This window comes from Alteromonas profundi (assembly GCF_010500865.1).
Lineage (GTDB): Bacteria > Pseudomonadota > Gammaproteobacteria > Enterobacterales > Alteromonadaceae > Alteromonas > Alteromonas profundi.
Genome location: NZ_JAAAWN010000005.1, coordinates 190606 through 204810, shown reverse-complemented (window position 1 = coordinate 204810; position 14205 = coordinate 190606). Strand labels below are relative to the sequence as shown.

Annotated in this window: 11 protein-coding genes; 2 read left to right on the top strand and 9 right to left on the bottom strand. The window is 45.2% G+C overall.

The genetic code is table 11. The features are described 5' to 3' along the window. Nucleotides 1–54 precede the first annotated feature (54 nt). A complete protein-coding gene (locus GTH32_RS05800; RefSeq protein ID WP_163084294.1) occupies nucleotides 55–210 on the bottom strand; it encodes a hypothetical protein in 156 nt (51 codons plus the stop codon). A 143-nt stretch (nucleotides 211–353) separates the two neighbouring features. On the opposite strand from GTH32_RS05800, the gene GTH32_RS05795 reads away from it, so the two are divergent. Both GTH32_RS05795 and GTH32_RS05790 read left to right on the top strand, forming a co-directional pair. Beyond that, nucleotides 354–1910 (top strand): carbon-nitrogen hydrolase family protein, encoded by a 1557-nt coding sequence (locus GTH32_RS05795; RefSeq protein ID WP_163084293.1) that lies wholly within the window; start codon nucleotides 354–356, stop codon nucleotides 1908–1910. Between the two features lie 141 nt (nucleotides 1911–2051). Beyond that, nucleotides 2052–2867, top strand: coding sequence for a hypothetical protein (locus GTH32_RS05790; RefSeq protein WP_163084292.1), 816 nt, complete (start codon nucleotides 2052–2054; stop codon nucleotides 2865–2867). 145 nt (nucleotides 2868–3012) lie between these two features. Here the strand turns inward: GTH32_RS05790 and rpsO are convergent, their stop codons facing one another. The 8 genes from rpsO to GTH32_RS05750 form a co-directional block, all read right to left on the bottom strand. Then, nucleotides 3013–3282 carry a 30S ribosomal protein S15 gene (rpsO, locus tag GTH32_RS05785; RefSeq protein ID WP_163084291.1) on the bottom strand — a complete coding sequence of 90 codons (270 nt, stop codon included), beginning with the start codon at nucleotides 3280–3282 and terminating at the stop codon, nucleotides 3013–3015. A 102-nt stretch (nucleotides 3283–3384) separates the two neighbouring features. Continuing rightward, nucleotides 3385–4359 carry a tRNA pseudouridine(55) synthase TruB gene (truB, locus tag GTH32_RS05780; protein ID WP_163084290.1) on the bottom strand — a complete coding sequence of 325 codons (975 nt, stop codon included), beginning with the start codon at nucleotides 4357–4359 and terminating at the stop codon, nucleotides 3385–3387. Next, entirely contained in the window at nucleotides 4360–4761 is a 402-nt protein-coding gene (gene rbfA / locus GTH32_RS05775; protein ID WP_163084289.1) for a 30S ribosome-binding factor RbfA, read from the bottom strand. Between the two features lie 98 nt (nucleotides 4762–4859). After that, nucleotides 4860–7463, bottom strand: coding sequence for a translation initiation factor IF-2 (gene infB, locus GTH32_RS05770; RefSeq protein ID WP_163084288.1), 2604 nt, complete (start codon nucleotides 7461–7463; stop codon nucleotides 4860–4862). Between the two features lie 24 nt (nucleotides 7464–7487). Then, nucleotides 7488–8981 (bottom strand): transcription termination factor NusA, encoded by a 1494-nt coding sequence (gene nusA, locus GTH32_RS05765; protein ID WP_163084287.1) that lies wholly within the window; start codon nucleotides 8979–8981, stop codon nucleotides 7488–7490. 45 nt (nucleotides 8982–9026) lie between these two features. Further along, nucleotides 9027–9485 (bottom strand): ribosome maturation factor RimP, encoded by a 459-nt coding sequence (rimP, locus tag GTH32_RS05760; protein WP_163084286.1) that lies wholly within the window; start codon nucleotides 9483–9485, stop codon nucleotides 9027–9029. Nucleotides 9486–9781: 296 nt separating this feature from the next. Then, nucleotides 9782–10777 (bottom strand): response regulator, encoded by a 996-nt coding sequence (locus tag GTH32_RS05755; RefSeq protein WP_163084285.1) that lies wholly within the window; start codon nucleotides 10775–10777, stop codon nucleotides 9782–9784. A 3-nt stretch (nucleotides 10778–10780) separates the two neighbouring features. Then, nucleotides 10781–14116: an MHYT domain-containing protein gene (locus tag GTH32_RS05750; RefSeq protein ID WP_163084284.1), complete on the bottom strand. Its 3336-nt coding sequence runs from the start codon at nucleotides 14114–14116 to the stop codon at nucleotides 10781–10783. Between the last annotated feature and the right edge of the window lie 89 nt (nucleotides 14117–14205).

The window sequence follows — 14205 nt, the reverse complement described above, 5'->3', positions numbered from 1 at the left end:
CGTATTATCTTTTAGCTTGCCGATGAGATAGTAGCACTAGAGTGAGTGTCTACGCTACTGTTGGATGATAGCGGGCGCTAATTTAACGCTGTTCTCAATATCGGCATAGGCTGCAATTTGACGACTATGGACTATGTCACCGGGTTTAGCGTTGAAACCTTTACCTATATACCGTAAACGCCCCAACGCAGACAAGCAAAAGCGCGGCATAATAGTGTTTCACTATTTACGCCTATTCCTACTGGTCGATATTCCACCATATACTCAGCAAAGGCGTTGATTTAAGTATAAAAGTAACGCAAAGCGTGTTTAGATAAGCCATGTAATAGAAACATACAATTGGTGAAAAAATCATGAGCCAAGACCAAACAGTGATTGAAGAAACTGAACACCATCTAGCCCTTAGAAACTTGCGGTTAGACGATTATAACGATATCAAAGCCTTAATGGATGATATTTATGCCAATGTAGGCGGTGCATGGCCGTATTCAAACTACAAAGCGCAAGTTACCACTTTCCCGGAAGGACAAATTTGCATAGAAGATAAAGGCAAAGTTGTGGCCTTCGCCATTTCTGTTATCGTCGATTACGATCAATTTGGCGATAAACATAGCTATGATGAAATTACCGGTGACGCGTACTTAACCACCCATGATCCTAATGGCGATGTGCTTTACGGGGTGGAAGTAATTGTATCAAAAGAATACCGTGGATTGCGTCTTGGCCGCCGCTTGTACGAAGCGCGTAAAGAGCTCTGCCGTAATCTAAACTTGAAATCCATTATGGCAGGTGGGCGTATTCCCAATTATAAGAACTATGCCTCTGAGCTATCCCCTTATGAATACATAGAGCAAGTAAAATCGAAAGATATTTACGACCCTATTTTAACCTTTCAAATTTCTAATGGATTTGAAGTTAAACAAGTATTGAGCGCTTATCTTCCTGAAGATGAAGCGTCCAAGGGCTATGCTACGTTGCTTCAATGGCACAATATTTATTACGAGCCAAGTAGCCCATCACTTATAGCGGGGAGAAAGTCGAGTGCGCGTATTGGCTGTATCCAGTGGCAAATGCGCTATTTCAATAACGTTGAAGAGCTTTTACAACAGGTAGAGTACTTTGTTGACGCATTGTCTGACTACTCCTGCGATGTTGCGTTATTCCCGGAATTCTTTAACGCGCCCTTAATGGGCCTTAGCCCTTCAGATACGTCAATTGATGCCATATGGCATTTAGCAACTTACACAGATGAATTACTTACGGCGATTTCTCACTTAGCTGTGTCTTACAATATTACTATTATCGCGGGCTCAATGCCGGTGGTGGAAGACGATCAGCTTTACAACGTAAGTTATATTTGTAAGCGGGATGGCACTATAGAAAGCCAATACAAGCTTCATCCTACCCCCCATGAGAAGAAAGACTGGATCATGAAAGGCGGCAATAGCTTAAAAGTATTTGATACCGATTTTGGTAAAATTGGCGTACTTATTTGTTACGACGTGGAGTTCCCTGAACTTGCTCGCATACTATCGGAACAAGAGATGCAAATTTTGTTTGTACCATTTTGGACAGACACTAAAAACGGGTATCTACGTGTTCAACGATGTGCCCAAGCCCGAGCGATTGAAAATGAATGTTATGTTGCTATAGCAGGCAGCGTAGGTAACTTGCCCAAGGTAGACAACGTCGACATTCAATACGGTCAAACGGCAGTGTTTTCACCCAGCGATTTTGCGTTTCCCCATGACGCGATAGTGTCTGAAACTACCCCGAATACTGAGATGACCTTAATTGTAGATTTAGATCTCGACAAACTAACTAAGCTTCAAAATGAGGGCTCAGTAAGAAACTATTTGGACAGACGCAGAGATCTCTATCGCGTTGAATGGATTGGTGGTGACGATTAGCGCGGCTAAACTCATAGCATAGCGTTGGTATTTAACCGCAAATCAAGATAACATCAAATTGAGCGCTATTAAAAAGTAACAGCGCCGCTTTAATCTGTTTAAAGCGGCGGCATTTCTAAGAACGAGAGATATTAATCTACTATGGCAGATAATTCGAAAAACGATGATTTTCCAACCATTCGGTTAGATGAAGAGGATCGTCGCGATTACCAGCAGAAACGGCAACCAGAGAAGCAAAAAGGCACACCGGTACCGCCCTCTTCGCCGAAAACATCCTCTTCTAATACTAAGTCTTCTGGTGGAAATGGCATATGGGTAACATTAGTGGCCCTTGTTGCGTTTGCTGGCTTAGGGGGGTGCTATTACCTTTACACTTTACTTGAACAACAAAAAGCTCAAGCGAGCGACGCTGAAGCGCGTATTGCACAATTAGAAAAAAGGTTATCGGCTACAGGCGAAGAAATTGGTGAATCCACCGTGGCTCTGCAGGTAAAAGTAACCGAGTTGTCGAATAAAACCACTGAGCTGTGGGAACAGATGGACAAATTATGGGCCTCGGCTTGGCGTAGAAACCAAAAAGAAATCGCTGATTTAGGGGATCGGGTTGGTTCGGTAAAAACAAGCTTAGATAAACAAATCAACGCGGTTGGCGGTGACGTTAAGGCGCAAAATAGCGAAATTGGCTCGGTGAAAAAACAACTAGCATCACTTGCTGATGAAATTCTTGCGCTAAATGTTCAAATAGAACAGGCTGCGGGCGATAAACGAGGCTATGAGCAGCAGATTAAAAACCTAAATGATAAGTTATCTGTGCTGGAAACCCGGAATAGTTCCTTGTCGGGGCGTATTACTGGTTTGGAAAATGAGATTCGAGAAATTGCCACTAAGGTGGTGTCGAAAAGAACCAACAGTGGCGGCGGCTCAGCACCGGCATCACAGCCCTCTGCCAACCAATAATTGTGTTTAGATGTGAGTACCAGCGGGTAGGCGCTTAAGGGGGATAACCCTTAGGCACCTACGTTCTGAGTGGCGCCAGTAACTCGGTGGGTTCAACAGCTATAAAAAAAGCGCCGTAAAGGCGCTTTTTTCATGAAACCATGTCTTATCGACGTAGGCCAAGACGCTTGATAAGGTCAAGATAACGCTCAGCGTTCTTGCCTTTAAGGTAGTCTAGAAGCTTACGACGCTGGCTAACCATGCGTAGAAGACCACGACGTGAGTGGTGATCTTTCTTATGATCAGCAAAGTGACCTTGAAGCTTGTTGATGTTGTGAGTAAGTAACGCAACCTGAACTTCTGGTGAACCAGTGTCGCCTTCTTTAACGCCGTACTCAGCTACAATTTTCCCGGTTTCTTCTTTAGTTAGTGACATATCATTCTCCTAAGTTAAGTTCCGCCGATCACTAATTCAGCAGAACGGAATGAAGCGCGTATTATAATGACGAAGTAAAAGTTAGCAAGGAAAAAGCCAACTTTATTGTTCGTACACCACACGCCGTTTGGGATTGACAAAAACTTTGCCGGTGTTTGCACGCTGATCTTTAGGGTTCTTAACACCCTCACCTACGCCTAAGAATAATGCACCCGGCCCCTCACCATGATAAACACGATAAGCTTCACCCTCTTCTAGCTGATGGTCGCTTTGACCTTCAACGCTCTGGCCATGATCGAAACGCATACGCTCAGTATCGTCTACCACAACTTTCAAAAGGCGGCTTACTGCAGTGTCCATAGGAATAAGTAGATCATCAAGGGCTTTAAAATCACCCTCTTGCAAAGATTCTTGAAGCGTAATTAACGTATCAAGCGAGACCATTTTATCGGTTGGATAATCAGCCACTTCCGTTCGGTGCAAACGCGTTACATAAGCCCCGCACCCTAAGTTTTGACCGAGATCATCCACAATAGAGCGTATATAGGTACCTTTGCTACACTTTATTCGCATATCAACGAAAGGGAGCGCCACACGGGTCACTTCCAACTCGTACACCTCGATATCTCGTGGTTCACGCTCTATCTCTATCCCTTGACGAGCATAGTAATAAAGCGGCTTACCTTGATGTTTAAGTGCCGAAAACATGGAGGGGATTTGCTTACTTTTGCCCAAAAAGCTAAGGCAAGCTTCACGTACAGTCGCTTCATCCACGTCCACTGGCTTTTCGTCAACCACCTCTCCATCAGCGTCAGAGGTTGTGGTGCGAATACCGAGTTTAGCGGTAACTTCATAGGTTTTTTCCGCATCAAGTAAAAACTGAGAAAACTTAGTCGCTTCGCCCAAACAAAGAGGCAACATACCGCTTGCTAGCGGGTCTAACGCGCCAGTATGTCCTGCTTTAGCAGCTTTATACAGCCACCTTACTTTCTGCAATAACTGATTGGATGAGCCGCCGAGGGGCTTATCTAGCAACACTATGCCGTTTATGTTACGGCCTTTACGACGTCTTGCCATTTACTCCTGCTCTTCTGAATCATCAGTTTCGCGCTTAGACTCATCTTTTGCGATGGTTTCAGACACAAGGTTAGAAATACGCATACCTTCAATAATTGATTTATCTTCAAAGAAATGAAGATCGGGTACTGAGCGCATACGTAAACGTTTCGCCAGTATGCTACGCATAAAGCCTTTGAATTCGGCCAGCTGCTTAACTTGGGCTTTGCCTTCTTCTTCAGTACTGTTGTAAATAGTGACAAATATTTTAGCGTGGGCCAAGTCGCGAGTAACATCTACATCTGATACCGTGATCAGCGGCATATCCCCTACGCGATGTTTATATTCATTTTGAATGATGCTGGCAATTTCTTTATGTACTTGCTGCGCCACTCGGTCGGTACGTGAAAATTCACGAGCCATAATATACTCCTTTCTTACATTGCACAGATTACTGCCTGTTATACAGACAAAAACGGGGGCTCTGGCCCCCGCTTTTTCATGCCAATGTTATAGGCAATTTAGATTTCTCGTTTAACCTCAACGATTTCGAAAACCTCAATTTGGTCGCCGACTTTAACATCGTTGTAGTTCTTAACGCCGATACCACATTCCATGCCGTTACGAACTTCTTGTACGTCATCTTTAAAGCGACGTAGAGATTCAAGCTCACCTTCATAGATAACTACGTTTTCACGTAGTACACGGATCGGATTGCTACGCTTAACCACGCCTTCGGTAACCATACAACCTGCAATAGCACCCAGTTTAGGCGATTTAAATACGTCACGAACCTGTGCTAGACCGATGATTTCTTGCTTAAATTCTGGCGCAAGCATACCGCTCATCGCAGCTTTAACTTCATCAATCAAGTGATAGATAACGCTGTAGTAGCGTAAATCAATTTCTTCTGCTTCAAGCACACGACGTGCAGACGCATCAGCACGAACGTTAAAGCCAAGAACGATAGCACCAGATGCTGCCGCTAAGGTTGCGTCTGTTTCGGTAATACCACCTACACCGCTACCTACAATATTTACTTTCACTTCTGAGGTAGAAAGCTTAATAAGTGATTCAGCAATTGCTTCTACAGAACCCTGTACATCAGCTTTTAGTACGATGTTCAAATCGCTCACATCACCCGAGGCCATATTGGCAAACATGTTCTCTAGTTTTGCTTTCTGCTGACGAGCAAGTTTTAGCTCACGCTTCTTCTGATGACGCTTAGCTGCGACTTCACGTGCTTTACGCTCATCTTGAACTACCGCTGCATCTTCACCGGCTACAGGAACACCTGAAAGACCAAGTACCTCTACAGGTGTAGAAGGCCCGGCAACTTTCATATCTTGACCGTTTTCATCGCGCATAGCACGAACGCGGCCATATTCTTCACCACACAGTAAAATATCACCAGCGCGCAGTTGGCCTTCCTGAATAAGTACAGAAGCCACTGGCCCACGCCCTTTATCAAGGCGAGACTCAATAACAATACCCCGTCCTAAACCTTCTGCTACCGCTTGTAAATCAAGTAATTCAGCTTGTAGAACAATAGCTTCAAGCAATGCGTCTACACCCATACCTGTTTTCGCAGACACGTTACAGAACTGGTATTCGCCGCCCCACTCTTCAGAGATAACGTCTAACTGAGACAGTTCGGTTTTAACCCGATCTGGATCCGCAGACTCTTTATCCATTTTGTTTACCGCAATAATAAGTGGTACACCCGCAGCGCGAGCATGCTGCACCGCTTCTTTTGTTTGCGGCATCACACCATCATCGGCGGCAACCACAAGTACAACAATATCTGTTGCAGTGGCACCACGCGCACGCATAGCGGTAAACGCCGCGTGTCCTGGTGTATCTAGGAAGGTGATTTCGCCGTTATCGGTTTCTACTTTATAAGCACCAATATGCTGAGTAATACCACCAGCTTCGCCAGCGGCAACTTTTGCACGACGGATATAATCAAGAAGTGACGTTTTACCATGGTCAACGTGACCCATAATAGTAACAACTGGCGCTCGCGCAGCTTTTTCGCCACCAGAACCTTCAGCCAACAATTCGTCTTCTAACGCGTTGTCGTTAACCAGTTCATACTTATGACCCATTTCTTCAACAACAAGTACCGCTGTATCTTGGTCAAGCACTTGGTTAATGGTTGCCATCTCACCCATTTTCATCATGGTTTTGATAACTTCGTTAGACTTAATTGCAAGCTTACTTGCAAGTTCGCCAACGGTAATAGTTTCACCAAGTTTTACTACACGTTCAACCGGTTGTGCTGGTTTGTTAAAGCCCTGCTTCAAGTGTTCACCTGCATTGCGCTTAGACTTTCTGCGACGACGTGATGAACGCTCAACTTGTGCGTCTTGTTCATCCTCGGCTTCTTGTGCATAACGATTAGAGTGTAAATGCACTTCTTCAGCTTCAGCTTTTTTGCGGCGCTCTTCTTCTTCTTTCCAGCGACGCTCATTCTCTTCAGCAAGCTTACGCGCTTCTTCTGCCGCTTTTTTCGCTTCTTCTTCAAGCTTCTTCTGCGACTCTTCTTCCTGTGCTTTGCGAAGACGTTCTTCCTCTTGACGAGCCGCTTCCTGTTCCGCTTTCTCAGCGTCACTTAGTTCTGGTTCGTCTTGCTTACGTGCTTCGGCTTCTTTCTTCGCTTGTTCTGCACGACGAGCGCGTTCTTCGTTAGCGGCTTTCTTCGCTTCTTCCGCCTTACGCGCTTTCTCTTCAGCAGCTTGCTTCGCTTGCGCTGCTGCTTTTTCTTCCGCTTCACGCTTCAAACGTTCTTCCTCAGCACGCTTTGCCTCTTCTTCGGCTAAACGTTGCTGTTCTTCCGCGTCATTACGCTTAACGTATGTACGCTTCTTGCGCACCTCTACTTTCACTTCTTTTGACTTACCCACGCTTAACGTACTTGTCGTTTTACGTTTTAGAGTCATACGTTGTGGTTCTGAGGCGCTGCCGTGTTGCTTACTTAAATGATCCAATAGTTTCTTTTTCTCGTCTTCGTTAACCTGGTCGCCGGCATTCTTTGCAATACCCGCGCCTTTAAACTGGCCAACCAATCGGTCAACGGTCGTACCAATGTCGCTGGCGAGCTTTTCAATAGATACATCTGCCATTACGTATTTTTCCCCCTGTTGACCTTACTCTTCATTGAACCAAACGATATTACGTGCCGCCATAATTAGCGCACCCGCTTTTTCATCGTCGAGTTCATCGATATCACTTATCTCATCTGTGCCTTGCTCAGCCAGTTCTTCAAGGTCGGTAATGCCGCGGCTGGCCAACACATAGGCCACGTGCTTACTCATTCCCTCAAGGCCTAGTAAGGCTTCGGTAGGCTCTGCGCCTTCAAGCGTTTCTTCGTTTGCCAATGCACGGGTCGTAAGGAAAGCACGTGCACGGGTACGCAATTCTTCAACGGTATCTTCGTCTAAACCGTCAACTGCAAGAAGCTCGCTTGTTGGCACATAGGCCACTTCTTCCAGTGTGGTGAAACCTTCATCAACCAACACAGACGCAAACTCTTCGTCAATGTCTAGGCCGGCTGTAAATAGGTTAAGCACCTTAGCGTTTTCTTCTTCATGTTTCTTGTTCAGGTCATCTACTGTCATCACGTTTAACTCCCAGCCAGTTAACTGACTGGCAAGACGTACGTTTTGACCACTACGACCAATTGCCTGAGCAAGGTTGTCTGCTTCAACGGCAACATCCATGGTGTTGCTGTCTTCATCAACTACAATAGAGGCCACTTCTGCTGGCGCCATTGCATTAATTACGAACTGAGCCGCATTTTCATCCCACAGTACGATGTCGACACGTTCACCACCTAATTCACCTGATACGGCTTGTACCCGTGAACCACGCATGCCTACGCACGCACCCACAGGGTCTAAACGCTTGTCATTAGTTTTCACTGCGATCTTCGCCCGTGAGCCCGGGTCCCGCGCTGCAGATTTAATCTCTAGCGTTTCTTCGGCAATCTCCGGAACTTCCAAACGGAAAAGTTCAACCAACATATCTGGGTGAGTACGGCTAACAAATAGCTGTGCTCCCCGTGCTTCCGGACGAATTACATACAGTAAGCCGCGAACACGGTCGCCTGGACGGAAGGTTTCTCGTGGTAGCATATCATCACGGTAAATTACGCCTTCAGCGTTATTTCCTAAATCGATAATAATGTTGTCACGATTAACTTTTTTCACAGTACCTGTAACTAACTCACCGACTTTATCTTCATACTCGGCAATCATCTGTGCACGTTCGGCTTCACGCACTTTTTGTACGATGACTTGCTTTGCAGTCTGCGTAGTAATGCGGTCGAATTTTATAGATTCAATTTGTTCTTCTACAAAATCGCCTAATTGGATCTCAGGTTCGTCAATTTGTGCTGCAGAGAAGGTAATTTCAGCGAAGGGATTTTCTTGCTCCTGATCATCAGGAATAACCATCCAACGACGGAAGGTATCGAAGTCGCCCGTAGTTCTGTCAATACTTACACGTACTTCAATTTCGCCTTCGTTTTTCTTTTTCGTTGCACTTGCTATCGCAAATTCCAACGCTTCAAAAATCTTTTCTCTAGGCACTTGTTTTTCATTTGAAACGGCTTCTGCCACTAACAAAATTTCTTTATTCATTTTCGCCTCACTCAAGCTTTCGTCGATGAAAGCATTGCTGTTCCGTTAATCGAAGGTGGGAACAACGTTACCTTTTTCGATATTCGCCACAGCTAACTGGAACTGCTGGCCATCCACTTCAATACTAACTATGCCGTTTTCGCATGCTAATACTTTGCCTTTGAAATTACGTCTGTCGTCCATCGGCATAGATAGACGAACCTGAACAATCTCACCTACAGAATCAACATAATGCTTTTCTTTAAAAAGCGGTCTGTCCATACCAGGCGAAGACACTTCTAAGTTGTATTCGGTGCTGATGGGATCTTCTACATCCAAAATTGCGCTAACCTGATGACTAACATCCGCACAATCATCTACGGAAATACCGTTTTCGTGATCAATAAAAACACGAAGAATCGAATGTTTCCCCGCTCGTACAAACTCGACGCCAACCAACTCAAAACCTAGTGCATCTACACCCGGCTCTAGCATTTCGGTTAGTTTTTCTTCAAGTTTTGCCAATCCAAACCTCCAAAAACAAAAAAAGGGCCTTACGCCCACCTGTCATCACCCAGTTCAGCCAGGCTGACTCCAGGTTTTAATACAACAAAAAGCCCCGGACTAGCGGGGCTTTTATAAAACTTCTGAACCCATACCTGCCAGACCGGCAGTTGCAAACTTATGGGTAAAAACACCGTTAGGCGATAGTTTGCTAATCATGGAAGCGTTACTTTCCTTACCATTGAGGGAGCCCGCCACCATCACGTAATACGGACATTATACTGATTGGCGGCACATTAAGCAACAGACAGTATGGATTAGTCTTCATCAACCCAGGTATTTTTAACCTCTAAGATGGCAGGTAAGTTTTCTACAAGCAAATCGATAAGCGCTGGGTCAAAGTGCTTACCTTTTTGGCTTTGCATAAAGTCTAAGGTTTCCTCTACCGTCCACGCTTCTTTATACGGGCGCTTACTGGTTAACGCATCAAATACATCGGCTACCGCACAAATGCGACCTTCTATTGGTATATCTTCGCCTTTGAGGCCGTTTGGATAACCGCTACCATCCCATTTTTCGTGGTGGGTTAACGACACTGATTTGGCGATTTTAAGTAGGTCTGAGTCGCACTCGCCCAATATTTCAGCGCCAATTTCAGGGTGCTTTTTCATTGCCGCAAATTCTTCGTCAGTTAGCTTACCCGGTTTTAGCATAATACTGTCCGCAATGCCGATTTTACCAATATCGTGCATGGGAGCAGCATGCAATAAAATTTCTGCTTTTTCCTCGTTAAACCCATACGCGGTTGCCAAAATTTTCGAATAATGGCTCATACGCATTACATGCATACCTGTTTCGTTATCTTTATATTCAGCTGCACGTCCTAGCCGCTGCACCACCTGCAATCGTGTACGCATTAGTTCGTCAGATTGAACCAACGATAAGTGTGTCTTCACACGCGCTTTAACCACGGCAGGCGAGATAGGTTTGGTAATATAGTCTACCGCCCCTACTTCAAACCCTTCAGCTTCATCGTGAGCATCGTTTAACGCAGTAACAAAAATAACGGGGATATGACGGGTACCAGCGTGGGCTTTTAGTTTTTTGCATACCTCAAACCCGGTTAGTCCTGGCATCATAATATCGAGTAAAATGAGATTGGGCTGACGATCTGTGGCCAATCGGATCGCCTCTTCGCCATTTTTGGCGAAGATAAGCTGATAATCCGAGGCTAATAGTTGCTTTAATACGCGAAGATTGACTGGTTCGTCGTCTACCAGCAATATGGAGGGCTCTGATAATTGTCGTAACATGGGCTAGCGGTAACTCTCATTTATTGAATTTATTAGCGCTTGGATTTTTTGTTCCGCATTTTCAAATTCAAAGTCGTTGATATCAAATAATACAGCAGTGACATCTTCTTTAAAGCGCCCCGCTGGCATAGCTTCTATTTCTTCAAGCTCGTTTTCATCAAGCATGTTTTTATTAACACTATCGCATAGCTTGGTAAGACGGCAAATCAATTCTTCACCATTTACATGGTCATCATTTGTCGTTGCCTCAGTTTGCCCTTGCGCTGAATACCATGCTGTTAACTCGTTGAAAGCACTACGCAATGGTTCAACTAATACAATATTCAGTTCATTCTTTTTCGCGCTTTGTTCTATGTTCCGGCACACGGTAAATAGCGTGGTTAAGCTTAAATTACCAGCAACCCCTTTCATTGCGTGAGCTAGCGAAGCGGCCATTTTATCGTCGCCTTCTATAATTGCGCTAATAATGTTTTTAACCTGCTCTTCGCTGTTGGTAATAAATCTGCCAACTTCGTGTAAATGAACCTCTCTCTCGCCCCAGAGTTGCAGTGCTTTGTCCACATCAACAACCTTATTCGCCTCCCGTGTAGGCGTGTTTTTGTTTCGCTTCGCGGTTACTTCTGCCGACGGCGCAACGTCTTTTTCCTGTATTCCTTTTACCCGTGCAATTTCACGAGTTAATGCAGGATAATCTATGGGTTTATTGGCAAACCCTTCCATTCCCGCGTCTATCGCTGCGTGACGGTCTTGCACCAGAACACTTGCCGTTAGCGCAACAATAGGCAAAGGTGCAAGGTTATTTTCAGCTTCATATTTACGTCGCTGCTTCGCTGATTCCAGCCCATCTAACACCGGCATTTGTAGGTCCATGAGCACGATATCAATTGTCGCATCATCCATCATTTTGTCTAATGCTTCTGCACCATCTCGCGCTACAGTAACCTGGTGCCCTGAGCGAGTCAGTAACAACGATAATAAGTCAATATTCTGCGCAATATCATCAACAATAAGCATATGCATGGATGGCAGTAATAACGGTTGCCCCTTTGCTTCTGCCTTAGGGGGTTCAGCGGGGGTAAGAGGCAGCCTAAAGGTGAACTTGCTCCCTTCGCCTAACTCGCTTTGCGCACAGATGTTACCGCCCATAAGTTCAACCAACTGCTTTGATATTGTGGTACCTAGCCCCGTACCACCATATTTCCTGCTCATAGATGCATCGGCTTGGGAAAACGCATCAAACACGCGCTGCACCTGCTCTTTTGACATACCTATACCCGAGTCTTCAACACTAAAGTAAACAAACTCTGTATCGGTAGTGACGCGCAACTTTACACTGCCCGTAGCGGTGAATTTTACTGCATTACCGATAAGGTTATTTAGTACTTGCCTAATGCGCTCAGGCACCCCTCGGTAGGCTTCGCCCACGTTATCGTCAACCTCAACTTCCAAGGCAATGTTTTTACGCTTTGCTTGTAACCAGAAGGTGGAAATCACATTGTCGACTTCCTCTCGAAGGGTAAAATCTCGGTATTCTAAATCTAACTTACCTTTATCAAGTTTCGCACTATCGAGAATATCGTTGAGTAAATGTAATAAAGAACGCGCCGAACTATTGATAGTGGATAAGTGTGCGTGTTGCTCGCTTGGCATTTCTTCGGTAAGCAGTAAATCGCTAAAACCAATAATTGCATTCATGGGCGTGCGAATTTCATGGCTCATATTGGCCAAAAAGGTAGTACGCGCGGCAGCCGCATCTTCGGCTTTCTCTTTTGCTGCGGTAAGCTGCTGCTCCATTTCTTTACGCGCCGTAATATCCGCGATGAACCCATCTATAAATTTAGTATCCCCATCCTCATCGGTAATATGAACGCCTTTTTCAATAACCCAGCGTACATCTCCCTGTTTGGTAATAATACGATACTCAAGGGTAAACTCACCCTCTACCCTGTTGAGCTTACTTAGCTCGCCAAGATCATCGGGATGATATAACTCCATAAACGACATTTTAGGGGTAGGAAGTATAAAATCATCGGCTTCATAGCCCGTTAAATCGCGAACCGCATCACTGATAAACAACATTGGCCAGCCTTTTTCGTTTAAACACCGGTAGGCCATGCCCGGAATGTTCGATATAAAGCTGCGGAATTTGGCTTCACTTTCCCGCAACGCGTTTTCCATCGCTTTGCGCTTGCGTAAATCTGAAATAAAGCCAACAAAAATCGCCTTACCGTGTATTTTAGTGTAGCCAATAGCAATACGAACCGGTATGTGTTCGCCATTTTTGTGAATGACATTAGCTTCTCTGCTAGTACCAATAATTTGTTGCACAGGCACCGTTCGCTGGGTAAAGAAATCATCATCGTAAACATGCTTACGATGATCCGGAATTAAGATACCTGCAGGTTCGCCAACAAGTTCGTCAGGAGAATAACCTAACACCTCTTGAACAGCGGGATTAGCAGTTTGAATGCGCCCCTTGTCGTCGAGGGTTAAAATAGCGTCAATAGCGGTATCGGTAATTGCATGCTGCACTTCTTCGCTGGAAAGAGCCCTAAGCATGACGTCTTTATAACGAAATAGCAGCGTGACACCTAACACAATTGCTATCAGGGTGATGGTCACCATTGCAACGGCAAGTGCTAAGTAAACGGAAATCGACCCCGTTTGTGCACTTTGTTCAAGCCCGGGTGGTAGCGCAAACCTAGCTGCGGCCATACCTGTATAATGCATACCTGAAATGGCTAAGCCCATGACTACAGCAGATATGAGCGCTGCAGACATATTCGACCCACCATCCTTTTGGCTACTTACCCGAAATTTCACCCACAGGGCCATCATGGCAAGTATTACTGCTACCACGATAGAAAGTAAAAACAGTGCCACATTGTATCTCAACAAAGGAGACATTTGCATTGCCGCCATGCCGCTATAATGCATAGTGCCAATGCCCGCGCCCATGAGTACCCCGCCTGCGAGAATTTGAATAAAGGAAATTCGAGATTTGGTCATAAGGGACAGCGCCACCCATGCTGCGCCAATACCGGGGATAGCTGAAAGTGCAGTAATAGAGGCATCATAGGTAACAGGTGCGCATAATTCGAAGGCTAACATGCCAAGGAAATGCATGGCCCAGATGCCGCCGCCTAACGCAAAACTGCCGGCAAATAGAAGTGTGTTTCGCCGCGTGCGGTTTTGCGTATTAGCGGCTTCTGTTGCCACATTAAACGCCATAAAGGCGGCAAAAATGGCGACAATAAGTGATAGGCACACCAAGCCATAGTTGTAGTTACCCTCTAATAGCGTAACTTCAGGCCCTACATCAAAATATTCTAATATCATAAACGACTTATCCGCTACTTCACTGCAGGGACTCTATGCACACGGTGGTAATGAAAAAACGCATAATAAAGTAAAACAGAGGTAAAGGC